The organism is Methylococcus mesophilus (assembly GCF_026247885.1).
GTDB lineage: Bacteria > Pseudomonadota > Gammaproteobacteria > Methylococcales > Methylococcaceae > Methylococcus > Methylococcus mesophilus.
The window spans coordinates 4,143,871-4,165,440 of sequence record NZ_CP110921.1 but is presented as its reverse complement, the minus strand read 5'-3'; the positions used below and the strand labels follow the sequence as shown (position 1 = coordinate 4,165,440).

The window sequence follows — 21,570 nt, the reverse complement described above, 5'->3', positions numbered from 1 at the left end:
TGTCCTACCTTGTCGTTTTCAGGTTGATCTTTCCGTTCTTCTCGAGATATTCGAGGATTTGCCCGGCGCAGTCGTCCAGGCCGTGCTCGCCCGTCCGCACCGTAATCTCCGGCTTGAGCGGCGCTTCGTAAGGCGAGGAAATCCCGGTGAACTCCGGTATCTCGCCGGCCCTCGCCTTGCGGTACAGCCCCTTCACATCGCGCTGCTCGCAGACTTCGAGCGGTGTATCGCAGAAGATTTCGACGAAGTCGCCGGGTTCGACCAGCGCCCTGACCAGATCCCGGTCGCGGCGGAAGGGAGAAATGAATGCGGTCAGCGCGATGACGCCGGCGTCGACGAACAGCTTGCTCATCTCGCCGATGCGGCGGATGTTCTCGCACCTGTCCTCGGCACTGAACCCCAGATCCGAGCATAAGCCGTGACGGACGTTGTCGCCGTCGAAGACATAGGTCTTGCAGCCCTGTTCGAACAGAAGCTGCTCGACCCGGTGCGCCAGGGTCGACTTGCCGGCGCCGGAGAGGCCGGTGAACCAAAGGATGAAGCTCTTATGGCCGTTCTGCCGTTCGCGCTGATCGCGGACTACGGTGGATTGATGCCAAACGATATGGGTGTTCATTGAATACGTCCTTCTCCCGGATCCAGAGCTGTCTCCTCGCCGGCTCGGCAGCGCTGGGGCCGCATCATACCTGCTTCGCCGCCTTGCAGAAAGCTAGCTCCGCCGCTTACGGAATCCGCGCTCCCGGCCCCGGGCTTCACCACCGAAGCGCCGCTTCGGCGGTGCCTCCGGCGTCACCGGCGGAAGGCCCACGGAACGCAGCAAACCGTTCAGAGCCTCCCTTTCCAGCTCGACGCAGGCCCCAGCGCGCAGTCGCGGCGGCAGAACGATGTCGCCGTAGCGCACCCGGATGAGGCGGCTCACGACCAGGTTCTGCGACTCCCACAGACGCCGCACCAGCCGGTTGCGTCCCTCCCGGACCACCACATGAAACCAGCGGTTCGCGCCCTCCCCCCCGGCATCTACCACCGATTCGAAGCGCGCCGGACCGTCTTCGAGCTGAACCCCGTTGATCAGCCTCTCGATGACGGCCTCGCTCACCGTCCCCAGGATGCGGACGGCGTACTCGCGCTCGACTTCGCGCGAAGGGTGCATCAAACGATGCGCCAGTTCGCCGTTGTTGGTCGCGAGGATCAGTCCCTGGGTGTTGACGTCCAGCCGCCCCACCGCGACCCAGCGACCCAGTTCCAGCCGCGGCAATTGCGAGAAGATCACCGGACGGCCTTCCGGATCGCGCCGGCTGACCAGTTCGCCGACCGGCTTGTGGTACAGCAGGACCCGGGTGGCCGCCTGCAGGCGCTTTTCGAGATTGATCAGATGGCCGTTCAGCATCACCTGATCGCCTTTGCGGTAGCGGTCGCCCAGATGCGCGGGACGGCGATTGATGAAGACCTTACCCTCGCGGATCCAGCCCTCTATCTCTCGCCGGGACCCGAAACCGGCGTGCGCCAGCGCCTTCTGGATACGTTCGCCCTCGCCGGCTTCGGCAGGCTCAGACCCCGGCGTCGGCTGGAGCGGACGGTTCCTCGAGCGGATGGGTTTGGTCGGTTTGCGCGGCGGCAAGGACATCTTCTAACTCCGGTGATACGGCGAATTCCGGCAGGGCCGGCAAATCCGCCAGGGATTCGAGATTGAAATAATCGAGAAACTGGGGCGTGGTGGCAAACAGCGCCGGGCGGCCGGGAACGTCGCGATGGCCGACCACGGTCACCCATTCCCGCTCGGTGAGCGTGCGGATGATCCCCGAACTGACCGCGACGCCGCGAATCTCTTCGATCTGGCCGCGCGTCACCGGCTGCCGGTAGGCGATGATCGCCAGGGTCTCCAGCAGGGCGCGCGAATAGCGGCCGGGCCGCTCCTCGAACAGCCTGGAAATCCACGGCGCATAGGCGGCGCGAACTTGGAACCGGTAGCCGCTGGCCACCTTGCGAAGCTCCAGCGGCCTCTCCGAGTATTCCTCCGCCAGGGTCTCCAGCACCTGCCGAATTTCTTCAGCGTCAGGACGCTCGTCCTCGCCGAACAAGGCTTCCAGCTCGGCGACGGCAAGCGGCCTTTGCGCCGCGAACAACGCGGCTTCGACGATGGGCTTGAGATCCATGTCAGTCACCGCCGGCGACGACCAGAGAGCGTACCTGCACGGCGCCGAGGGGCTCGTCCTGGATGATTTCGATCAGCCGCTCCTTGCTCAGCTCCAGAACGGCCAGCAGCGACACCACCGCTCCCGGGCGCCCTTCGCGGCGCGGGAACAGGGCTTCGAAAGCCAGTGTCGCATCGCCGTTCAGGCGTTCGAGGATCAGGCTCATGCGCTCGCGCACCGACAGCGCTTCCCGACGGATATGGTGATGGCTGGTATGGTTCAGGCGTTTCAGTACGTCCTGGAACGCCGACAGCAGATCGTTCATGGCGATGCTCGGATAGACCTTCGGCACCGGAATGTCGTCGCTCCCCGCCCCGGTTTCGAACAGGTCGCGCTCGAGGCGGGGAAACCGGTCCAGCCGTTCCGCGGCGGCCTTGAACCGCTCGTATTCCTGCAGGCGCCGCGCAAGTTCGGCGCGCGGATCCTCTTCCTCGGCTTCGGCCTCCTTCGGCCGGGGCAGCAGCACCCGGGACTTGATCTCGGCCAGGATCGCCGCCATCAGCAGGTATTCCGCGGCCAGTTCCATCCGCATGATGTCCATCATTTCGATGTAGCCGATGTACTGGCGAGTGATCTCGGCGATCGGGATGTCGAGGATGTCGAAATTCTGCTTGCGGATCAGATACAGCAGCAGGTCGAGCGGACCTTCGAAGGTTTCCAGAAAGATCTCCAGCGCGTCCGGCGGAATGTACAGATCCTCCGGCAACTGGCTCACCGGCGCGCCCTTGACCAGCGCGACCGGTTCCAAGGCTTCCGGTACGGGCGCCGTTTCGGTCATGCGCCTCCGGCCAGGCCGACGACGGTGTAGATCAGATGCTGGACCAGCAGCAGCGGCCCGACCATGATGCGCCCCAAAATGTCCGTATAGATCAGGATCAGCAGTATCCAGAAGCCGTAGGGCTCGATCCGGCTGTACTGGATCGCCGCCCGCAGCGGCAGGAGGGTAGAGACGACCCGGCTGCCGTCCAGCGGCGGAATCGGCAGCAGGTTCAGCACCATCAGCACGCTGTTGATGGCGACCCCGGCCTTCCCCATCAGCCCGAGGGGCAGAGCCACATAATCCAGGCTTTCCGGCAACTCCGCGGCCAGCCGCAACAGGATCGCCCATCCCAGGGCCATGATCAGATTGGCCCCGGGACCGGCCACCGCCACCAGCGCCATGTCCCGCCGCGGATGGCGCAGCCGCCCCCAGTCCACCGGCACCGGCTTGGCCCAGCCGAAGATGAAGCCGCCGAAAGCCAGCAGGAGTCCCGGCACCAGGATGGTCCCGACCGGATCGATGTGACGCAGGGGGTTCAGGGAAAGGCGCCCGAGGCTCTTGGCGGTGTTGTCGCCCAGTCTGCTGGCGACCCAGCCGTGCGCCACCTCGTGGAGGGTGATCGCGAACAGCACCGGCAACAGCCAGACGCTGAAACGCTGAACCAAAGTAAGGTCATCCATCGTGTGTTAAGCCCGAAAGTGAAAAGGGACGAGAAGACTAGGCGCGCAGGAAACCGGCGCTGCCCTTGCCCTGGCGAACGACGACCGGGAACTCGCCGGTCAGATCGACGATCGTGGTTTCCGCGAACGGTATGACTCCCGCGGCGAGGATCAGTTCTACCCGCGAGCCTACCAAGTCCCGGATGTCCTCGGGGTCGCTGAGGCCTTCTGTCTCGCCGGGCAGAATCAGGGTCGAACTGAACAAAGGTTCGTCCAGTTCCGCCGCCAGCAACTGCGAAACCGCATTGTCCGGCAGGCGGATCCCGATGGTCTTGCGCTTGGGATGCTGCAGCCGTCGCGGCACTTCGCGCGTAGCCTGCAGCAGGAAGGTGTAAGGCCCCGGCGTCAAGGTCTTGATCAGGCGGAAAGCTTCGTTGTTGATCTTGGCGAAAGCGGAAACCTGGGAAAGGTCGCGGCAGATCAGGGTGAAATTATGGTCTTCACCCAATTGGCGGATCCTGCGGATGCGCTCCAAGGCATCCTTGCAGTCCAGTTGGCAGCCGAAGGCATAGGACGAATCGGTCGGATAGACGATCAGCCCCCCCTGGCTGACGATCTCCGCGGCCCGGCGGATCAACCGCTGCTGCGGCGTCTGGGGATGCACCTCGAAATATTGCGCCATGCCGCTAGTGTACTACAGGAGCCGCGGCGGCCGATATGCGGCCGTCGGGCGTTGCGCCCAGCCCCGACTCACGGCTTCGGCTTCCTGGCGACGTCGTCCCGCAGGTACACCGGCAGGGCCTGTTCTGCCGGGACGCTCGTGCCCAGGGCGTGAATCCTGGCACCGAGCCGCGCGACCGCGCCGGCGCGGGGAAAGCGCCCGCTCAAGACCGAGGCCAGGCGCCCGCCTGCCAGGCCGCTCAGACAAGCCTGGTAGGTGACCCAGCCGCTGCCGATTCCGATGCCGACGCCTTCCGCCGGCGAAAAATCCGCCTGCCCGGGCGACAGGACGCGCTCCTCTCCCGCCAGCGCCGGATAGCCATCCCCATCCCGAGAATAAACGGCGAAATAGACCTCCGCCATCCGCGCGTCGATGCAGGGAAAGGCATATTCGCGGCCGGTTTCGGCGATCGCCTCGTCCGCCAGGGCGGCCAGGGTCGAAACCGGTGCGACCGGAAGATCCAGGGCGAAAGCAGTGCCCTGGGCCACCCCGGCGGCGATGCGGACCCCCGTGAACGAACCCGGCCCGCGCCCGAAAGCCACGGCATCCACCCGCCCCAGTGCGATGCCGGCTTCCGCCAGCAGCGATTCCAGCATGGGCAGAATCAGCCGGTTGTGCTCCCTGGGCGCCACCTGGTAGCGCTCCAGGATGGCGCCGTCCTGGTAAAGCGCAGCCGAACAGGCTTCGGTCGCGGTTTCGATGGCGAGTACGATCATAGGTCTGACGCTTTAGAGGCTTCTGCGGTTGGGGCCGGCCAGTTTACCCCACCGGGGCTGCCGGGCCGGAATCGACCTGACGACATCGCGAGGCGTCCCAACCGCTATAATCACGAATCCGCGACAGCCCGAACCCTCCCGATGGACGACCCTCAACTCCTCCGCTACAGCCGCCAGATCATGCTTCCCGAGGTCGACACCGAAGGCCAGGACCGGCTGCTAAGCGCCAGCGTGCTCATCGTCGGGCTGGGCGGGCTCGGCTCGCCGGCCGCCATGTATCTGGCCGCAGCCGGCGTAGGCCGACTGGTCGTGAGCGATTTCGATACGGTCGATCTCTCCAACCTCCAGCGCCAGATCGCTTTCGATACGGCGGACATCGGCCGGAGCAAAGCCGAGGCCTGTACCGGGCGGCTCCGGCGGATGAACCCGGACGTGCGGATCGAGCCGATTTCCGAACGTCTCTCCGAATCGGCCCTCGAGGAATGGGCCAGCGCGGTCGACGTGGTTCTGGACTGCTCGGACAACTTCGCGACCCGGTTTGCCGTCAACGCGGCCTGCGTGGCCACCCGCACCCCGCTGGTGTCGGGCGCCGCGATCCGCTTCGAGGGACAACTCGCCGTATTCACGCCGGGCGATGGGGAAAGCCCGTGCTACAACTGCCTCTATCCCCAGGGCGGCGAGCTGGACGGAAGCTGCGCCCGCAACGGCGTAGTCGCGGCGCTGCCCGGCATCATCGGCAGCATGCAGGCCCTGGAAGCCATCAAACTGCTGCTGGATCTCGATACCGTCCGTAGCAACCGCCTCGTCGTGTTCGACGCACTGCGGCTGGAATGGCACGAAGTCAGGCTGGGGCGGAATCCTGCCTGCCCGACCTGCGGCCAGCGCTGATCCGTACGGGAGCGCCCGGCCCGTGAAACCCGGCGGTCCGCGCCACGGCCGCGGCGCGGTCAGCAACGAGGCCTCGCGCTTTTCTGCAACGACCCAGGAAGCTGTAGACGACGGCTGGTTTCCGGAAGAACCCTCGACGCTGGCGACTCAGGTCAGCGTCGAAACCTCCCGCTCCGTCATCGCCCGCAACCAGTCCCCCGACATTCCATTCGACCAGTCTCTGAATCCCTACCGTGGCTGCGAGCACGGCTGCATCTATTGCTACGCCCGGCCCAGCCATGCCTACCTGGGACTGTCGCCGGGGCTGGACTTCGAAACCCGGCTGTTCGCCAAACCCGATGCTCCCCAACTGCTCGAAAAGGAGCTGGCCCATCCCAAGTACCGGTGCTCGCCCATCGCCCTGGGCGCCAACACCGATCCCTACCAGCCCATCGAGCGCGAGTGGCGGATCACCCGCCAAGTGCTGGAAGTCCTGCAGCGGGCCCGCCACCCGGTGACGATCACCACCAAATCCGCCCTGATCGAGCGGGATCTGGACATCCTCAGCGAGATGGCAGCGGCGGGCCTGGCCAACGTGCAGGTTTCCATCACCACGCTGGACAAGGCCCTGGCCCTGAAGCTCGAACCCCGCGCCTCGGCCCCACACCGGCGGCTGCTGGCAGTCGCGCGCCTCGCTGCAGCCGGGGTGCCGGTGAAGGTGATGATCGCACCGGTCATTCCCTGGCTCACGGACAGCGAGATGGAACGCATCGTGGAAAAGGCGGCCGAGCACGCCGCCGCATCGGCGGGATACATCCTGTTGCGGCTGCCGCGGGAGGTCGAATCCCTGTTCGCGGAATGGCTGGACGCGCACTACCCGCTGAAAGGCGCTCACACTCTCAGCCTGGTCGCACTCGCCCACGGCGGCAAAATCTACGACTCCGGCTTCGGCCGGCGCCAGGTCGGCAGCGGCGAATATGCGGGTCTCCTCGCCCGCCGCTTCCTGCATGCACTCAAACGCCACGGTCTGGCTGCCGAACTGCCCGCACTCGACGCCGGCGCCTTCAGAGCGCCCGAGGGCAAGCAGCTCGACCTGTTCCGATAACCCGCTGCCGCCGCCATCCCAGGGCCAATGCCGTTAAGTTACGGGCCGCCTCGTCACCCCGGCACGGAATGCCGCGGGTCCAGGAACCATGGAAGGTCAAGGCCCGACACATCCCTGTGCCCTGGATTCCGGCAATCCATGCCGGAATGACGGTTTAACTTTACCGCATTGATCCCAGGGCTTCCGGGTGCAGACCACCGGAGCGACGGACGCGTTATTGCGGCCGGTAGCCCGGGTACATCATGTCGAACGCCCAGTCGTACATTTCCCGCATTGCGTCGACCACATCGGGCTTGGATTTCTTGATGGACCCACCCTTGACGGGCGGCTTGGGGTCGTATTCGAGATCCAGCATGACGGCTTGGGTATAGTCCTTGACCCCGAACAGCTTGTTGACGAGATACAGCGCCATGTCGGCCCCGGCGGTGACACCGGCGGAGGTGATGTATTTGCCGTCCTGAACGTAGCGCTGCGACACGAATTTGGCACCGTATTTGGCAAGGAAATCCTTAGCCCGATACCAGTTCGTGGTCGCCTTCTTGCCTTCCAGGACGCCGGCGGCACCGAGTATCCATGCGCCGGTACAGACGCTGGTGGTATAGATCGTCTTCTGGTCCATCGCCTTGATCCAGTTCAATACCTCCGGGTCCATTGTCTGCATCACCGTTCCGCCGAACCCGCCCGGCACCACCAGGACATCCAGCTGTTGAACTTCGGACCAGGACTTGTCCGCGACAATTTTCAGACCTGTCGACGGATTGTCACTGGAAACGATAGGCTGATCCTTGTTCTTTGCAATCAGGAAGGTCTTGAGCCCGGCCGACTTGAATACCTGGTAGGGGCCGATGGCGTCCAAGGCATTCATGCCATCGTATACGTAAATGCCGATGCCATTGGCATTGACGTTGGGGTTTGGTTTGAGAGTCATCAGCTCTTCGTGGGTCAACGCCCAGGAGATAGCCGGAAACAAGGTCAACGCCAAGATTTTTATAAAATTATTCATAGAGTTATCCAAGAACTTAGTTAGGCGAATTCGCCATCAACTTGATATGTTCGGTCGTCCAGGGACTTCTGGACGCGCAGGCGCTTTGGGCGATCCGAACAGCGCCACGATCACGGGACTAACCCGGCGACCGTGGACATCCCGACGGCCGGGATGGTGCAGAAGCAAGGCAATGATTGTGCCTCCCAGCTGCCGTGGAAAGCGGCTCCAGCAAAACTCAGTGAATCCAGGGGGACACGAGTCTTCGATCGGCTCACGCCGGGAAAATAAGGCGGGACAAACCCAACGAACAGGTGATATCACTCACCACAGCCAGGGATATCACACATCGTGGCGGGATAGCTCTTGCCAAGCCCCAAGGCGGTCGCCCCGCAGAAACCGTCGCGCCGGGCGGGTCACCTGCCTCAAACCCGCAGCCGATAGCCTACGCCGGACTCCGTGATCAGATATTCGGGCTTGGCCGGATCGGTTTCGAGTTTCTGCCGAAGCTGGCTCATGTAGATCCTGAGGTAATGGGAATCCTCTACATGGGTGGGCCCCCAGACCTCCACCAGCAGTTGGCGGTGGGTCAGCACCTTGCCCGCGTGGCGTGCCAGCGCGGCGAGCAGACGGTATTCGGTGGGGGTCAGGCGGATCTCCCGCTCGCCGACAGTCACGGTGCGCCGAAGCAGGTCGATACGCAATCCGCCGTTGGCGTACCCCTCGCCCGGCGAATTCACGGCACCGGTTGCCGAATGCCGGAGCGCCACGCGGATTCTGGCGATGAGTTCGCCGATGCCGAACGGCTTGGTCAGGTAGTCGTCCGCACCGGCATCCAAGGCTTCGATCTTATGCTCCTCCGTACTGCGCGCCGAAAGGACGATGATCGGCAGCGCCGTCCACTCGCGCAGCGCCTTGACGACCTCGACGCCATCCATGTCCGGCAACCCGAGGTCGAGAATGACCACTTCCGGTTTGCGCAACCCGGCCTCGATGATGCCACGGCCGCCCGTATCGGCCTCGAACACCTGGAAACCGTGGCTGCGCAGACTGGTGCGCAGGAAACGCCGCATCTGCGGATCGTCCTCGATGACCACGATGACGGGATTGGGTCCGGACACGGGCTACTCCACCGGCTCGGCTTCCGGCTCGATCCGCGGTGGCGACTCCCGCAGCGGCAGGACGATCGTGAATACCGCCCCGCCCCCGGCCCGGTTCCTGGCGCGGATGTAGCCGCCATGCGCCTCCACGATCGCCCGGCAGATGGCGAGCCCCAGCCCGACCCCGCTTTGCGGGCCTTCATGACGAACCCGGTAGAATTTTTCGAAGATCAGCTCCTCCTGCCCCTTGGGAATCCCCGGCCCGCGGTCGGCAACCGTGATCGTCATGGTGAACGGCGTGGCTTCCGCACCAATCTCGATCGGGCTGTTTTCCGGCGTGTAGCGGATGGCGTTTTCCAGCAGGTTGGCCAGGACCTGTTCCAGCATCACCGAATCCACGTAGACGAACGGCGTCCCCGGCGGCAAGCGCACCGTCACCGCGCGCTGTTCGAGCTGCTTCTGCAGGCGCGTCATCACGGTGCCGACGATTTCCTCCAGGATGTGCCACTGCAGATGGAGCTTGACCACTCCGGCGTCGAACCAGGCCATGTCCAGGATATTGTTCACCAGGCTGGCCATGCGCCGCGCCTCGTCGTAGATCGCCCGGCTAAGCTCCCGCCGGTCCTCCGGTTCCAGGGCGTAGTCGCCTTCGACCAGGGTGCTCGCCGAGCCCACGATCGTCGCGAGCGGGGTGCGCAGATCGTGGGAGATCGAGCTGAGCAGGGAATTGCGCAGGCGTTCGGACTCCATCTGCACCTGGTTGACCCGTGCCTGCTCGGCGAGCCGGACCCGCTCGATCGCCTGCACGATCAGGTTGACGAAGGTCTGCAGGAGCTTTTGCTGCTCCGGCAGGAAAACCCGGCGCAGGTTGGCCGGCGCCATGACCAGCACGCCGATGGTCTTGTCGACGCCGGTCAAAGGGATGTAGACGCCGCTGGTGCCCGGCAGCGTGTTGGTGCCCTGCCCGGCCATTTCGTTGTGGTCGAACACCCATTGGGCCACGCTCATGTCGATGCCCGGTACGGATTCCTCGGCGAGCGGGGAGACCGGGTAGTTGATCCGTCCGTTTTCGTCAGGGAGCAGCAGCACGCTGCGTCCGCCGAATTCGATCCCGATCTGGCGTATCGCGATCTGGACGATCTCGGCCTCGCTCCGGCTCGCTGCCAGCTCCTTGCTCATGGCGTACAGGACGGTCGCCCGGCGCTCCCGGTGAGCAGCCACCTTGGCCTGGGAGCGGACGTTCGCCATCAGGTTGGCGATCACCAGGGCGACGCTGAGCATCACGGCGAAGGTAAACAGATACTGGGTATCGGAGACTGAAAAGCTCCGGTAAGGCATCACGAAAAAGAAATCGAAGGCGAGGACACCCAGCACCGAAGCCAGAATCGACGGACCACGCCCGTAGCGGGTCGCTACGAAAATGACGCCGAGCAGGTACGCCATGACCAAATTGGTCAGCTCGAACCGTCCGAACATCGCTTTTGCGGCCAGGGTGCAGAGCGAGGCCGCCGCCGCCGCGCCCAGGTAGCCGCGGTAGGCTGCCAGCCAGCTCCGGTCGGGCCTGGCGCTGAGCCCCGGCAGCGGGGCCGGAGCACCCCGCCGTCCCCGTTCCGCCTCCTCCTGGGGGCTGCCCAGCAGATAGACGTTGATGTTGTGCGCCTCGGCGATGATGGTGTCCACCACCGAGCCCAGCAGCCAGCGCCGCCAACCGCGCCGCTGCGGCTTGCCCATGACGATCTTCGTGACGTTGCGTTCCTTGGCGAGATTGATGACGGCCTCGCTCATGTCCGGCGCGCTCAGGGTGACGGTCTCGGCGCCGAGTTGCTCCGCCAGACGCAGCATGCGCAGCACCGCGTCGCGCCGTTCCGCCGGGAGGCGCTGCAGGGGAGGAGTCTCCACGTAGGCGACGAGCCATTCCGCCTTGAGGCTGGCCGCCAGCCGCTTGCCGGCGCGGATCAGCCGTTCCGCCATCCTGTTGGGGCCGACGCAAACCAGGATGCGCTCGCCGACCTGCCAGATTTCCCGGATGGTGTGGTCCTCACGGTAGACCTGCATCTGGGCGTCGACCCGGTCGGCGGTCTGGCGCAAAGCCAGTTCGCGCAGCGCGATGAGGTTGCCCTTGCGGAAGAAATTCTCCGCCGCCAGCTCCGCCTGCTGCGGAATATAGACCTTGCCTTCGCGGAGCCGGTTGAGCAGCTCATCCGGCGGCAGATCGACCAGCTCGACTTCGTCTGCGGCCTCGAACACCGTATCCGGCACGGTCTCCCACACCCGGATGCCGGAAATCTGGCCGACGTCGTCGTTGAGGCTTTCCAGATGCTGGACGTTGAGCGTGGTGTAGACGTCGATCCCGGCGCGCAGCAGCTCCTCCACATCCTGCCAGCGCTTGGGATGGCGCGAACCGGTGGCATTGGTGTGCGCCAGTTCATCGACCAGAATCACCGAAGGCCGGCGTTTGAGCGCACCGTCGAGATCGAACTCGCCGACCACCGTGCCGCGGTATTCGACTGTCCGTACCGGCAGCACCTCCAGCCCTTCGAGGAGCGCTGCAGTCTCCTTGCGGCCGTGGGTTTCCACCAGTCCGACCACGACGTCGACGCCGTCGGCGCGCCGCTCCCGAGCCGCCTGCAGCATCGAATAGGTCTTGCCGACCCCCGCCGCTGCGCCGAAGAAAATCTTGAGCCGGCCCCGGTGGGCCCTGGCCTGTTCGCGCTCGACCCTGGCGAGCAGGGCATCGGGATCCGGGCGTTCCGCGGCCATCGGCGGCGCTATCCCCGGCACCGGTTGGCGGCCCGCATTCCGGGCATACCCGACGCCGCCCTCATAGGCCCGCCGCAATTCCGCCCTGCAACGTCACAACCAGCGCGCATTTTTCAGCCTCCGGTACAGAATCGCGCAACCCAGGGTGACGACGGCCAGCATGGTGGGATAGCTGTATTCCCACTCCAGCTCGGGCATATATTTGAAATTGACCCCGTAAAGGCTGAACACCATGGTGGGAACCGCGAGAATGGCGCCCCAGCCGGCCAAACGCTTTACCACTTCGTTCTGGCGCACCGTGACCAGCGTCAGGTGCACCTGCATGGCCGATGTCAGCATCTCCCGCATCCGGTCGACGGCCTGGTCGATGCGTTTGACGTGGTCGGAAATGTCCCGGAAATAGAACCGCATCTCCTTGGGAAACAGGTCCGCATGGAAACGCGTCAACTGGCTGCAGATGTCGAGCAGCGGTTCCGCCGCACCTCGCACCATCAGTAGTTCGCGTTTCAGCGTATAAAGCTGCTCCTGAGTCCGGCGGCTGAACTGGTGGTTGAAGACGTCTCCCTCCAGACGTTCGAACCGTTCCTGCAGTCCGTCCACGACGGGGCCGTAGCCGTCGACGATGAAATCCATGATGGCGTACACCGCAAAGCCCGGACCCACGGCAAGCGAGCGGGGCAGATTTTCGCAGCGCTCCCGCACCTTCTGATAACTGAACGGCGACCCATGCCGGATCGAAACCAGGAAACGCGGGCCGATGAACAAATGGGTCTCGCCGAACTGGACGGCGTCGTCCACCAGTTGAGCGGTCTGCAGCACCAGGAACAGCGATTCACCGTACTCTTCCAGTTTCGGGCGCTGATGCGCCGAACAGGCGTCCTCAATTGCCAGCTCGTGCAGACCGAATTCCTGCTGGATTTTTCCCAGCATGCCCGTCTCCGGCTCACGCAGGCCCAGCCAGACGAAGGTGCCGTCCTGTTTCAGTATCTCGCTGATGTCGTCGATGGCGATCTCACCGACCCGCCGCCCCTGCTTGTAGGCGATGCAATTCACCACCATCGCCGCCGAATCGCCCGCCGAACTCAGATCAAACGCTCCGCGCAGCGCGCCAGGATCTCGGCCTGCGGCGTAGCCGTCCGCGCCGGCAGGTCCGGCAGCCACCCCTGATGGACCCGCAAACCCGCCTCCGACATCAGCAACACCTCGATGTCCGTGACGGAACTGATATGCAGAATCAGGTGCAGCCCCAGAGAGTTCGTCGATTTCACGCATATTTTCGGCCTCTGACAGCGATCGCTGATGAATTTTGCCAGAGATTCCAGGCCTTCGGAGGTGTTGTCGAACTTCGCGGACCAACGCATCTCCCCCTGCACCTGGTTGACGACGATCCATTCGTTGTTTTCGGTAGCAACGATCCCGAGATAACTTCGATCTGACATGAGCTTTACGGTAGTTGGAAAGAGCGACACCTTAGCCCATCGCTCCTAAGACCGGCATAAAAATAGCCGAAACCAGGGTAAAAAATCTGTAAATTTTGCGCTGATTGGATCCCCGGATTTTGAAGAAGTTTCAGATTAAGTGTGTGGACATCTTTTTTGTGATGCCCAACGGTTGGGCTACGCGGCGCGAGGTTACGAGCGTCCGCTTGAGCCCTTTGTTAGGCTTCTCCTCAGTTCATTTCCTGCCAACTCTATAAGCATTCGTAGTGCATGATTTACCGCTTCCGAATCCCTGAATACCTCGGCAATATCGGGGTCAAGAAGGACGATATTTGTGCCTTGCTGATAGGCGCGATAATGTTTTCCACGGACACCGCCTGAAAAGTCATATTCAGGCTTCATTTCATCGGATTCAGTGGTTTTGCTCATAATATTTCTGTTCCTGCTTTGTTGCTTTACGGGCGCTGATAATGCGGATGTGGCTCTGAAGCCTCTCAGTGTAGGAGACCACCAACAAATTCCCGAGGTTAGATCGACCAATGCTGAGGAAACGATATTCTCCCGCAGAATGATCTGGGTCTGAGATAGTCAATTCCAGCGGATCGCCGAACACAGTTGTCGCCTCGACGAAGGTAATTCCGTGTTTCTTTTCATTTTTCGTCGCCTTGTCCTGGTCCCACTCGAATTCCACTATGCAAATCTCCTTCGAAACGCCTAGCGCCCTAGTTAACCTGCGCCGGAGCGCAAAGCGCGGAGGCCACGACTACAGGCCATGAAAATGCCGAAGGCATGGCCTGTAGTGGCACCCGCGCTGAACGCCCAGTTAGGCAGCGGATTGGCCCTTGGCCCTTTGCGCGGCTGCATTTCCACGCGTTGCGTTGATGCCTGGGAAAATGTTTTCATCGAGATATTTCACGGCATCCGAGTGCAGAGCGATAGCCAGGTTTAGCGAAGTTTGGAGAACAGGCACATGCTCTAAAGCGGAAGGAATTTCAACTGCTTGAAGCTTGCCTGCCACGGTGCGCTCAATGACGCCCCACACAACCCCAATGAAATTTACCTTGGTTCCGGGCGTGAATGAACCATCAGGCTGCCTGAACATAGGGGCTTCGTAGCTGAACACAGGTGAGCCGCTTGAGCCTTGAAATGCCGCAACATCAACGAGAAAGTTTCTCTTTCCAGCGTAGTGCGCCATTGGATGTGTTGCGGTGCTTCCTCGCGGTGCAATTGGTTTGCTTTGAATGCTGTCATCTGTGTTCCTCTCGGTATACATATACTCTCGACTACTTCGCTGCCTAACTTGTTACTAAATAGAATCGCTAATTAGAGCACTAATATAGATTCTGCCTAATCTGGATTGGAACCGTTGTCGTCGGCACGGCTGGGCCGCCACAACCTCAAATGCCGATTCTCCTGCCACGCCTACCCGTCGAGCAAGCCCCGTCCCAAGCCTCTATCCTATTCGGGTAAAGGCAGCAGGCAAATAAAGTGCATATTTAGTGTAAAATTCGTGCATTCCACGCCTGAGGTCCACTCATGACCGCTTCCCCTGCCGCCGAGGCTCCGCAAGCCCCCGGAAAAAATTACGACCACTTTGTCGAATCGCTGCGCGACCAGGACATGCCCGGTCCGGCTCTGTCGCCGAAACGCTTCAGTCAAGCCCTGAACATAGACCTTCAAACGCTGGCGGATCAAGCGCATGTCCACCGCAACACCATCAGCCGCGCACCCACGTCGCAGGGGGTGCAGCGGTTTCTGCGCGAAGCTTTGAGAGTCATCAAGGCCAGTACCGACATTTCCGGAGACGTGAATCGCACCTTGTTCTGGTATCGCAACGAGCCGCTCTCGACTTTCGGCTACAAGACCGCCGAGCAACTGGTGTCGGAAGGACGAACGGAGGACGTGCTGCGGTACATCGTCTCGCTCGAAGCCGGCGCTGCCGGATGATCCTGACCGCAAAGGCGTCACCAGATCATCAAGCAGGAGACCAGCACGTATCCAGGACCAGCCTTTCGACGCTCATCACTCCGCCGCATCCAGCGCCAGGTTGAGCATCAGGACGTTCACCCGCGGCTCGCCCAGAAACCCGAACTGGCGGCCTTCGGTGTGCTGCGCAACCAGTTCCCTGAGCTTCGTTTCCGCCAAATTTCGGACCCTGGCGACGCGCGCCACCTGGTAAGCGGCGGCTGCCGGGCTGATATGCGGGTCCAGGCCGCTGCCTGAGGCCGTGACCAGATCGGCGGGCACCGGCGCCGGGTTGCCGGGATCGGCGTCCCTCAGGGCCCGGACGCGTCCCTTGATGGCTTCGGCCAGCGCCGGGTTGGTGGGCCCCTGATTGGAACCGCTGGAGGCCCCGGCGTTATAGGCGTGCGGTGCGGTCGCGGACGGGCGGCTCCAGAAATATTTCGGGTCGCCGAAGAGCTGGCCGACAAGTGCCGAGCCCAGCGGTTTTCCGTCCTTTTCGATCAGACTGCCGTTGGCCTGGCGGGGAAACAGCAGTTGCCCCAGATGGGTCACCAGCACGGGGTAGGCGATGCCGGTAATCGCGGTCCATACCAGAAGCATGAGCAGAGCGGGTTTGAAGTGCGTAGTCATGGGGACATCCTCTAAACGAGATCCAGGGCGACGAGCAGCAGGTCGATCAGCTTGATGCCGATGAAGGGCACGATCAGTCCGCCCACGCCATAGATCAGCAGGTTGTTGCGCAACAGCACCGAAGCGCCGACCGGCCGGTACGCCACGCCGGTCAGCGCCAGCGGGATGAGCACGACGATGATGAGGGCGTTGAAGATCACCGCGGACAGAATGGCGCTGGCATGCGTGGCAAGCCCCATGATGTTGAGGGCATTGAGCGCGGGATAAGTGGTCGCGAACGCCGCGGGAATGATGGCGAAATATTTCGCCACGTCGTTGGCAATGCTGAAAGTGGTGAGCGCGCCGCGGGTCATCAGCATTTGCTTGCCGGTCTCGACGATCTCGATCAGCTTGGTGGGATTGGAATCCAGGTCCACCATGTTGCCGGCTTCCTTCGCTGCCTGGGTGCCGCTGTTCATGGCCACCGCGACGTCCGCCTGGGCCAGCGCCGGGGCGTCGTTGGTGCCATCGCCGGTCATCGCCACCAGCCGGCCTTCGGCCTGGTAGCCGCGGATCAGCTTGAGCTTGGCCTCGGGCGTCGCTTCCGCCAGGAAATCGTCCACGCCCGCTTCAGCGGCGATGGCGGCCGCGGTCAGCGGGTTGTCGCCGGTGATCATGACAGTCTTGATGCCCATCCGGCGCAGCTCGACGAAACGCTCCTTGATACCGCCCTTGACGATGTCCTTCAGCTCGATCACGCCCAGCGCACGGTCGCTCTCGGCCACCACCAGCGGGGTGCTGCCGCGCCGCGCCACGTCGTGGACCAGCTTCTGCGCCTCCTCGGGGAACGCGCCGCCCTGCTCTTCCACATAGGCGCGGATGGCGTCGGCCGCGCCCTTGCGGATCTGCCGCCCTTCCAGGTTGACACCGCTCATCCGGGTCTGGGCGCTGAAGTGCACGAAGGTGGCGCCCAAGGATTGCACGTCCCGCTCCCTGAGCCCGTACTTTTGCTTGGCCAGCACGACCACGCTGCGGCCTTCCGGCGTTTCGTCCGCCAGCGACGCCAATTGCGCGGCATCCGCCAGTTCCTGCTGGCCGATCCCTTGCAGCGGCAGGAAGGCCGAGGCCTGGCGGTTGCCCAGCGTGATGGTGCCGGTCTTATCGAGCAGCAGCACGTCCACGTCACCCGCCGCCTCCACGGCCCGGCCCGAGGTGGCGATCACGTTCTTGCGCATCATCCGGCCGATGCCGGCCACGCCGATGGCCGAAAGCAGGCCGCCGATCGTGGTGGGAATCAGGCACACCAGGAGCGCCACCAGCACGGTAATGGTGATCGGCTGGCCGGAACCGGAGGTCTCCACGCCGTAGATCGAAAACGGCAGCAGGGTCACGGTTGCCATCAGGAAGATCAGGGTCAGCGCCACCAGCAGGATGGTCAGGGCGATCTCGTTCGGGGTCTTCTGGCGCTTGGCGCCTTCGACCATGGCGATCATGCGGTCGAGGAAGGCCTCGCCCGGATTGACCGTGATCCGCACCACCAGCCAGTCCGACAGCACCCGCGTGCCCCCGGTGACCGAGCTGAAGTCGCCGCCTGACTCGCGGATCACCGGCGCGCTTTCTCCGGTGATGGCGCTTTCGTTGACCGAGGCCACGCCTTCGATCACTTCGCCGTCGCCGGGGATGAAATCGCCGGCTTCGATCAGCACCACATCGCCGCGGCGCAGGCTCGACCCCGCGACCTTGCTGTAGTTGGCGCCGTAGCGCGGTTCGTCCAGCTTTTTCGCCATGACGTCGCGCTTGGCGCTGCGCAGGGATGCGGCCTGGGCCTTAGCCCGCCCTTCCGCCACCGCCTCGGCGAAATTGGCGAACAACACGGTGAACCAGAGCCAGAGCGTGATCGCCAGAATGAACCCCGAAGGCGCCTCACCCTGACCGACCAGGGACTGAACATACAACACCGTCGTCAGCAGGCTGCCGACGTAGACGACGAACATCACCGGGTTCTTCAACTGTGTCTGCGGCGCCAGCTTGCGGAACGAGTCCAGCAAAGCCTCCGCCAGGATCTCGCGGTCGAACAGGCCTTGTTTCGCGGTTTGATGGGTCATGAACGATTCCTCTTAATACGCGCCGGTCATCGCGAGGTGTTCGACGATGGGGCCAAGAGCCAGCGCCGGAATGAAGGTCAAGGCGCCGACGATCATGACCACGCTGATCAGCAGGCACACGAACATCGGCGTATGGGTCGGCAAGGTGCCTGCGCTCGGCGGCACGTACTTCTTGGCGGCCAAGGCGCCGGCGATCGCCAGCACCGGCACCGCCAGCCAGTAGCGCGAAAGCCACATCGCCAGCCCCAGCATGAGGTTGTAGAAAGGCGTGTTGGCCGACAGCCCGCCGAAGGCGCTGCCGTTGTTGTTGCCGGCGGACGAGAAGGCGTAAAGGATCTCGCTGAAACCGTGGGCGCCCGGATTGAAGACCGAGGCCTTGCCGGCGTCGACCATGACGGCGATGGCCGTCCCGCCCAGAACGACCAAGGGCGGTACCAGGATCACGATGGCGGCCATCTTCATCTCGTAGGCCTCGATCTTCTTGCCCAGGTATTCGGGAGTGCGGCCGATCATGAGGCCGGCGACGAACACCGCGACGATGGCGAACACGAGCATCCCGTACAGCCCGGAACCCACGCCGCCGAAGACGACCTCGCCCAGCTGCATCAGCCACATCGGCACCAGGCCGCCCAGCGGCGTGAAGGAATCGTGCATGGCGTTGACCGATCCGTTGGACGCCGCCGTCGTCGCCGTCGCCCACAGCGCGGAGTTGACGATGCCGAAGCGGGTTTCCTTGCCCTCCATGTTGCCGCCGGCCGGATCGAGCCCCAGAACGCCGAAGGCCGGATTGCCGCTCTGCTCGCAGAGGACGGTGGCGAAAAGCAGCGGGACGAAGATCAGCGTCATCGCCGCCAGGATCACCCAGCCCTGCCGGGTATCGCCGACCATCACCCCGAAGGTGTAGCAAAGCGCCCCGGAAACCACGAGGATCGCCAGCATCTCCAGGAAATTGGAGAAGGGCGTCGGATTCTCGAACGGATGGGAGGAATTCACGTTGAAGAAGCCGCCGCCGTTGGTGCCGAGTTGCTTGATGGCGACCTGCGATGCCGCCGGACCCAAAGCCAGCGTCTGCTCGCTGACCGTGACGTGCTCGGTCACCGGGCTGCCATTCGCATCGACCACGGGCTGGCCGCTGTCGTCCAGCTTCGGCTGGTCGTAACCGGTGGCTTCGACCAGCGGAACGCCCTGGTAAGGACCGAAGGTTTGAACCACGCCCTGCCCGATCAGCAGCAAGGCCAGGATGAAGGACAAGGGCAGCAGGATGTACAGTGTGCTGCGGCTCATGTCGACCCAGAAATTGCCGATGGTGTCGGCGTTCTTGCGGACGAAGCCTCGGATCAGCGCCACCAGCACCGCCATGCCACTGGCGGCCGACACGAAGTTCTGCACCGTCAGCCCCAGCATCTGGGTGAGATAGCTCATGGTCGTCTCGCCGCCGTAGCCCTGCCAGTTGGTGTTGGTGGCGAAACTGATCGCCGTGTTGAGCGACGAGTCCGGGCTGACGCCCGGCAATCCCTGGGGATTCAAAGGCAGGAATCCCTGCGACCGCTGCAGCAGATAAACCGCCAATGCCCCCAAAAGATTGAACAGCAGGAAGGCGAAGACGTAGCCGGTCCAGCGCATTTCCGCCTCCGGATCGACCCCGGTGATGCGGTAGATGAAGCGCTCGACCGGCGCCAGCAAGCTCACCGCCGCTGACCTCCCCTCGTACACCGCCGCCATGTAACTGCCGAGCGGCTTGGCCAGGGCCAGCAGCACGCCGAGGTACACGCAGATTTGCAGCAAACCGTTAGCCGTCATCAGAATTTCTCCGGATAAAGGAGGGCGAACACGAGATACACGAAGATTCCCAGCGCGAGCGCCGCGCCCAGCAGATGAATCCAGCTCATTCTTTCGCCCTCAGATTTTCCAGGCCATAAACCAAACCGGTCGTCACAATGAACACGCCGGCCAAGACGGCGAGATAGAAAACGTCCATAGCCCTGATCCCCTGTACGTTGAATTTCAGACGAGAAAGCCTAGCGATTTCAGGATAAAGATGCCCTAAAGATAGTGGGGCGAAGCGTAAAGGGGACATAAAGAGCCGATGCGAGCAGGTTCGCAAGCCGGCAGTCGCGGCCATGGGTTCACAGAAGCAGGAATCCTTCCAGCGGCAGAAGCGTTAGACCAAAGTCCAATATCGCCTCCGTGAAGTTTTCGCTACTGTTCCACACCATGAAGAAAGCCAACCCTGACCTCATTGCGATCGTCGATGACGAGGAGGCCGTGTGCAAGGCATTGCGGCGACTGATGCGGTCCGCCGGCTTTGCGGTGGAAACCTTTGGTTCCGCTGCAGCGTTCCTCGAATCGCTGGGGAAACAGGTACCGCTCTGCGTCATCCTGGACCTTCACATGCCGGGCCTCACCGGTTTCGACGTGCTAGATCGGCTGAAGGCCAAGGGCATGCGTATTCCGACGATCGTCGTGACGGGACACGATACCGAAGAGGCCCAATCCCGGGTCTTGGCGACCGGCGCCGCCTACTTGCGCAAGCCGGTGGACGATCGGGCTCTGCTGGACACCATAGCCTCGCTGCAAGGATCGTGTCCGCACCTTTTACCCCCTGACATTAACGAGTGATCAGCAAGATGCGACACAACAAACCTGACGGCCTTTGCCTTCTGCTGGCCCTGGCGGTTTCCGGCTGTTCGGCGGTGAAATCCGGCAGCAACGATGCCAAGGCGATCGCGGTGGCCCCTGCCCCGGACACCGGTTTCATCGCCGACCCGAAACGCCAGACCCGGCGTGCCGACCTGCCGTTCCAGAAAGCCTGGATCAAACCGGGTTTCGACAAGGCGCCTTACAAGGAGCTCGTCGTCGCGCCGGTCAACACCCAGTACATGCTGGAGATGGACTGGCTGCATAACCTGAGCTCCGCCACCTGGATCAGAGATGTCGAGTCCGACATCGCCGAACTTGCGGGCTATTTCCACGACCAGGTGGTGAAGGCTTTCAAGGAAGACCCGAAACACCGTTTCCGCGTCGTTGAAAGCGCGGGGCAACATAAGGAGAACGCCCTGCGGCTGGAACTCGCCCTGATAGAGATCGACCCATCCACGCCGGTGCTCCATGCCTTGAGCTGGGCCGGCCCGCCGGGCACGGGTTCCGCGGTCGGTGCCGTCAATCAGCGCCGCGCCGCATTCGAAGGCCGTATACGCGATCTCCAGACGGGCGAAATTGTGGCGACTTTCGCCGACCGCGACATGGCCGACGTCGGCCCCCTCGACCTGACCCGCCTCACCTGGTATGGCCCCGCCAAGGGCATCATGGACCGCTGGGCCAAGCAATTCGTACAGATTGCCAACCGCAAGCCCGGCGAAGTGGTGACGGATCCCACGGCGTTTACCCTCAGACCGTTCTGATCGATACGCCCCGAAGCCGGGCACCGGCCCGCGGAATGCCCAAGGGGCCTTCGCAGCCGGAGGTGATGGGTGCGTCATCTACCGCGGCAACGGCCTCACTGTTGTCCGAACACGGCATCGGCACCCCTTTTTGGATAAACTTCACTGCTCCCTCCACTGACCCTCGCCGGACAGATCGACCGATTCCTG

At 63.2% G+C, this 21,570-nt stretch carries 24 protein-coding genes; 5 read left to right on the top strand and 19 right to left on the bottom strand.

Going from position 1 to position 21,570, the window contains the following annotated elements:
• Positions 1-4: 4 nt before the first annotated feature.
• The 7 genes from cysC to tsaB form a co-directional block, all read right to left on the bottom strand.
• Positions 5-616 (bottom strand): adenylyl-sulfate kinase, encoded by a 612-nt coding sequence (gene cysC / locus OOT43_RS19595; protein WP_266022378.1) that lies wholly within the window; start codon positions 614-616, stop codon positions 5-7.
• A 93-nt stretch (positions 617-709) separates the two neighbouring features.
• Positions 710-1,624 carry a 23S rRNA pseudouridine(2605) synthase RluB gene (gene rluB / locus OOT43_RS19590; protein WP_266022377.1) on the bottom strand — a complete coding sequence of 305 codons (915 nt, stop codon included), beginning with the start codon at positions 1,622-1,624 and terminating at the stop codon, positions 710-712.
• Positions 1,548-2,153, bottom strand: coding sequence for an SMC-Scp complex subunit ScpB (gene scpB / locus OOT43_RS19585; RefSeq protein WP_266022376.1), 606 nt, complete (start codon positions 2,151-2,153; stop codon positions 1,548-1,550). Before scpB ends, rluB begins: the two co-directional genes overlap by 77 nt.
• A 1-nt stretch (position 2,154) precedes the next feature.
• A complete protein-coding gene (locus OOT43_RS19580; RefSeq protein WP_266022375.1) occupies positions 2,155-2,970 on the bottom strand; it encodes a segregation and condensation protein A in 816 nt (271 codons plus the stop codon).
• The gene (locus OOT43_RS19575; RefSeq protein ID WP_266022374.1) at positions 2,967-3,632 is read right to left on the bottom strand and encodes a site-2 protease family protein; all 666 of its coding nucleotides are present in this window, start codon (positions 3,630-3,632) and stop codon (positions 2,967-2,969) included. Before OOT43_RS19575 ends, OOT43_RS19580 begins: the two co-directional genes overlap by 4 nt.
• A 37-nt stretch (positions 3,633-3,669) precedes the next feature.
• Positions 3,670-4,293: an L-threonylcarbamoyladenylate synthase gene (locus tag OOT43_RS19570; protein ID WP_266022373.1), complete on the bottom strand. Its 624-nt coding sequence runs from the start codon at positions 4,291-4,293 to the stop codon at positions 3,670-3,672.
• Positions 4,294-4,361: 68 nt separating this feature from the next.
• Entirely contained in the window at positions 4,362-5,048 is a 687-nt protein-coding gene (gene tsaB, locus OOT43_RS19565) for a tRNA (adenosine(37)-N6)-threonylcarbamoyltransferase complex dimerization subunit type 1 TsaB (protein WP_266022372.1), read from the bottom strand.
• Positions 5,049-5,189: 141 nt separating this feature from the next.
• Between tsaB and OOT43_RS19560 the strand changes: the two genes are divergently transcribed.
• Both OOT43_RS19560 and OOT43_RS19555 read left to right on the top strand, forming a co-directional pair.
• On the top strand, positions 5,190-5,936 hold the full coding sequence (locus OOT43_RS19560; RefSeq protein WP_266022370.1) for a HesA/MoeB/ThiF family protein: 747 nt from the start codon (positions 5,190-5,192) through the stop codon (positions 5,934-5,936).
• 22 nt (positions 5,937-5,958) lie between these two features.
• Positions 5,959-7,020, top strand: a complete 1,062-nt coding sequence (locus tag OOT43_RS19555) for a PA0069 family radical SAM protein (protein ID WP_266022369.1) — start codon at positions 5,959-5,961, stop codon at positions 7,018-7,020.
• 214 nt (positions 7,021-7,234) lie between these two features.
• On the opposite strand, the gene OOT43_RS19550 is transcribed toward OOT43_RS19555, so the two are convergent.
• The 8 genes from OOT43_RS19550 to OOT43_RS19515 form a co-directional block, all read right to left on the bottom strand.
• Positions 7,235-8,023 carry a DJ-1/PfpI family protein gene (locus tag OOT43_RS19550; RefSeq protein WP_266022368.1) on the bottom strand — a complete coding sequence of 263 codons (789 nt, stop codon included), beginning with the start codon at positions 8,021-8,023 and terminating at the stop codon, positions 7,235-7,237.
• Between the two features lie 404 nt (positions 8,024-8,427).
• Positions 8,428-9,123, bottom strand: a complete 696-nt coding sequence (locus OOT43_RS19545) for a response regulator (RefSeq protein WP_266022366.1) — start codon at positions 9,121-9,123, stop codon at positions 8,428-8,430.
• Positions 9,124-9,126: 3 nt separating this feature from the next.
• Positions 9,127-11,862: a sensor histidine kinase gene (locus OOT43_RS19540; protein ID WP_266022365.1), complete on the bottom strand. Its 2,736-nt coding sequence runs from the start codon at positions 11,860-11,862 to the stop codon at positions 9,127-9,129.
• A 93-nt stretch (positions 11,863-11,955) separates the two neighbouring features.
• A complete protein-coding gene (locus OOT43_RS19535) occupies positions 11,956-12,921 on the bottom strand; it encodes a magnesium and cobalt transport protein CorA (protein WP_266024960.1) in 966 nt (321 codons plus the stop codon).
• Positions 12,922-12,944: 23 nt separating this feature from the next.
• Positions 12,945-13,301 carry a hypothetical protein gene (locus OOT43_RS19530; protein WP_266022363.1) on the bottom strand — a complete coding sequence of 119 codons (357 nt, stop codon included), beginning with the start codon at positions 13,299-13,301 and terminating at the stop codon, positions 12,945-12,947.
• Positions 13,302-13,493: 192 nt separating this feature from the next.
• Complete coding sequence (locus tag OOT43_RS19525) at positions 13,494-13,730, bottom strand: hypothetical protein (RefSeq protein ID WP_266022362.1); 237 nt, start codon at positions 13,728-13,730, stop codon at positions 13,494-13,496.
• Positions 13,714-13,992 carry a BrnT family toxin gene (locus tag OOT43_RS19520; RefSeq protein WP_266022361.1) on the bottom strand — a complete coding sequence of 93 codons (279 nt, stop codon included), beginning with the start codon at positions 13,990-13,992 and terminating at the stop codon, positions 13,714-13,716. Before OOT43_RS19520 ends, OOT43_RS19525 begins: the two co-directional genes overlap by 17 nt.
• A gap of 132 nt (positions 13,993-14,124) precedes the next feature.
• On the bottom strand, positions 14,125-14,574 hold the full coding sequence (locus tag OOT43_RS19515; RefSeq protein ID WP_266022360.1) for a hypothetical protein: 450 nt from the start codon (positions 14,572-14,574) through the stop codon (positions 14,125-14,127).
• 263 nt (positions 14,575-14,837) lie between these two features.
• On the opposite strand from OOT43_RS19515, the gene OOT43_RS19510 reads away from it, so the two are divergent.
• Positions 14,838-15,248 (top strand): hypothetical protein, encoded by a 411-nt coding sequence (locus OOT43_RS19510; RefSeq protein ID WP_266022359.1) that lies wholly within the window; start codon positions 14,838-14,840, stop codon positions 15,246-15,248.
• Positions 15,249-15,323: 75 nt separating this feature from the next.
• Here OOT43_RS19510 and kdpC read toward each other — a convergent pair whose 3' ends face one another.
• The 4 genes from kdpC to kdpF are packed head-to-tail and all read right to left on the bottom strand — an operon-like array spanning position 15,324 to position 19,869.
• Positions 15,324-15,896 carry a potassium-transporting ATPase subunit KdpC gene (gene kdpC, locus OOT43_RS19505; RefSeq protein ID WP_266022358.1) on the bottom strand — a complete coding sequence of 191 codons (573 nt, stop codon included), beginning with the start codon at positions 15,894-15,896 and terminating at the stop codon, positions 15,324-15,326.
• Between the two features lie 11 nt (positions 15,897-15,907).
• The gene (kdpB, locus tag OOT43_RS19500; RefSeq protein ID WP_266022357.1) at positions 15,908-17,980 is read right to left on the bottom strand and encodes a potassium-transporting ATPase subunit KdpB; all 2,073 of its coding nucleotides are present in this window, start codon (positions 17,978-17,980) and stop codon (positions 15,908-15,910) included.
• Positions 17,981-17,992: 12 nt separating this feature from the next.
• A complete protein-coding gene (gene kdpA, locus OOT43_RS19495; RefSeq protein WP_266022356.1) occupies positions 17,993-19,780 on the bottom strand; it encodes a potassium-transporting ATPase subunit KdpA in 1,788 nt (595 codons plus the stop codon).
• Positions 19,780-19,869 (bottom strand): K(+)-transporting ATPase subunit F, encoded by a 90-nt coding sequence (gene kdpF, locus OOT43_RS19490; RefSeq protein ID WP_266022355.1) that lies wholly within the window; start codon positions 19,867-19,869, stop codon positions 19,780-19,782. The genes kdpA and kdpF overlap by 1 nt, the downstream gene beginning before the upstream one ends.
• A gap of 298 nt (positions 19,870-20,167) precedes the next feature.
• Here kdpF and OOT43_RS19485 point away from each other — a divergent pair, with 298 nt between their 5' ends.
• Positions 20,168-20,599: a response regulator transcription factor gene (locus OOT43_RS19485; protein ID WP_266022354.1), complete on the top strand. Its 432-nt coding sequence runs from the start codon at positions 20,168-20,170 to the stop codon at positions 20,597-20,599.
• Between the two features lie 8 nt (positions 20,600-20,607).
• The gene (locus OOT43_RS19480) at positions 20,608-21,381 is read left to right on the top strand and encodes a DUF3313 family protein (protein ID WP_266022353.1); all 774 of its coding nucleotides are present in this window, start codon (positions 20,608-20,610) and stop codon (positions 21,379-21,381) included.
• Positions 21,382-21,570 lie beyond the last annotated feature (189 nt).

What these genes read in the sequence shown, in the direction of transcription:
- kdpA (WP_266022356.1), bottom strand. Translation starts at nt 19,780, where the DNA reads ATGACGGCTAACGGTTTGCTGCAAATCTGCGTGTACCTCGGCGTGCTG.
- scpB (WP_266022376.1), bottom strand. Translation starts at nt 2,153, where the DNA reads ATGGATCTCAAGCCCATCGTCGAAGCCGCGTTGTTCGCGGCGCAAAGG.
- kdpC (WP_266022358.1), bottom strand. Translation starts at nt 15,896, where the DNA reads ATGACTACGCACTTCAAACCCGCTCTGCTCATGCTTCTGGTATGGACC.
- OOT43_RS19575 (WP_266022374.1), bottom strand. Translation starts at nt 3,632, where the DNA reads ATGGATGACCTTACTTTGGTTCAGCGTTTCAGCGTCTGGCTGTTGCCG.
- cysC (WP_266022378.1), bottom strand. Translation starts at nt 616, where the DNA reads ATGAACACCCATATCGTTTGGCATCAATCCACCGTAGTCCGCGATCAG.
- OOT43_RS19480 (WP_266022353.1), top strand. Translation starts at nt 20,608, where the DNA reads ATGCGACACAACAAACCTGACGGCCTTTGCCTTCTGCTGGCCCTGGCG.
- OOT43_RS19535 (WP_266024960.1), bottom strand. Translation starts at nt 12,921, where the DNA reads ATGGTGGTGAATTGCATCGCCTACAAGCAGGGGCGGCGGGTCGGTGAG.
- OOT43_RS19570 (WP_266022373.1), bottom strand. Translation starts at nt 4,293, where the DNA reads ATGGCGCAATATTTCGAGGTGCATCCCCAGACGCCGCAGCAGCGGTTG.
- OOT43_RS19540 (WP_266022365.1), bottom strand. Translation starts at nt 11,862, where the DNA reads ATGGCCGCGGAACGCCCGGATCCCGATGCCCTGCTCGCCAGGGTCGAG.
- OOT43_RS19515 (WP_266022360.1), bottom strand. Translation starts at nt 14,574, where the DNA reads ATGTATACCGAGAGGAACACAGATGACAGCATTCAAAGCAAACCAATT.
- OOT43_RS19530 (WP_266022363.1), bottom strand. Translation starts at nt 13,301, where the DNA reads ATGTCAGATCGAAGTTATCTCGGGATCGTTGCTACCGAAAACAACGAA.
- OOT43_RS19525 (WP_266022362.1), bottom strand. Translation starts at nt 13,730, where the DNA reads ATGAGCAAAACCACTGAATCCGATGAAATGAAGCCTGAATATGACTTT.
- rluB (WP_266022377.1), bottom strand. Translation starts at nt 1,624, where the DNA reads ATGTCCTTGCCGCCGCGCAAACCGACCAAACCCATCCGCTCGAGGAAC.
- kdpF (WP_266022355.1), bottom strand. Translation starts at nt 19,869, where the DNA reads ATGAGCTGGATTCATCTGCTGGGCGCGGCGCTCGCGCTGGGAATCTTC.
- OOT43_RS19510 (WP_266022359.1), top strand. Translation starts at nt 14,838, where the DNA reads ATGACCGCTTCCCCTGCCGCCGAGGCTCCGCAAGCCCCCGGAAAAAAT.
- OOT43_RS19580 (WP_266022375.1), bottom strand. Translation starts at nt 2,970, where the DNA reads ATGACCGAAACGGCGCCCGTACCGGAAGCCTTGGAACCGGTCGCGCTG.
- tsaB (WP_266022372.1), bottom strand. Translation starts at nt 5,048, where the DNA reads ATGATCGTACTCGCCATCGAAACCGCGACCGAAGCCTGTTCGGCTGCG.
- OOT43_RS19550 (WP_266022368.1), bottom strand. Translation starts at nt 8,023, where the DNA reads ATGAATAATTTTATAAAAATCTTGGCGTTGACCTTGTTTCCGGCTATC.
- OOT43_RS19560 (WP_266022370.1), top strand. Translation starts at nt 5,190, where the DNA reads ATGGACGACCCTCAACTCCTCCGCTACAGCCGCCAGATCATGCTTCCC.
- kdpB (WP_266022357.1), bottom strand. Translation starts at nt 17,980, where the DNA reads ATGACCCATCAAACCGCGAAACAAGGCCTGTTCGACCGCGAGATCCTG.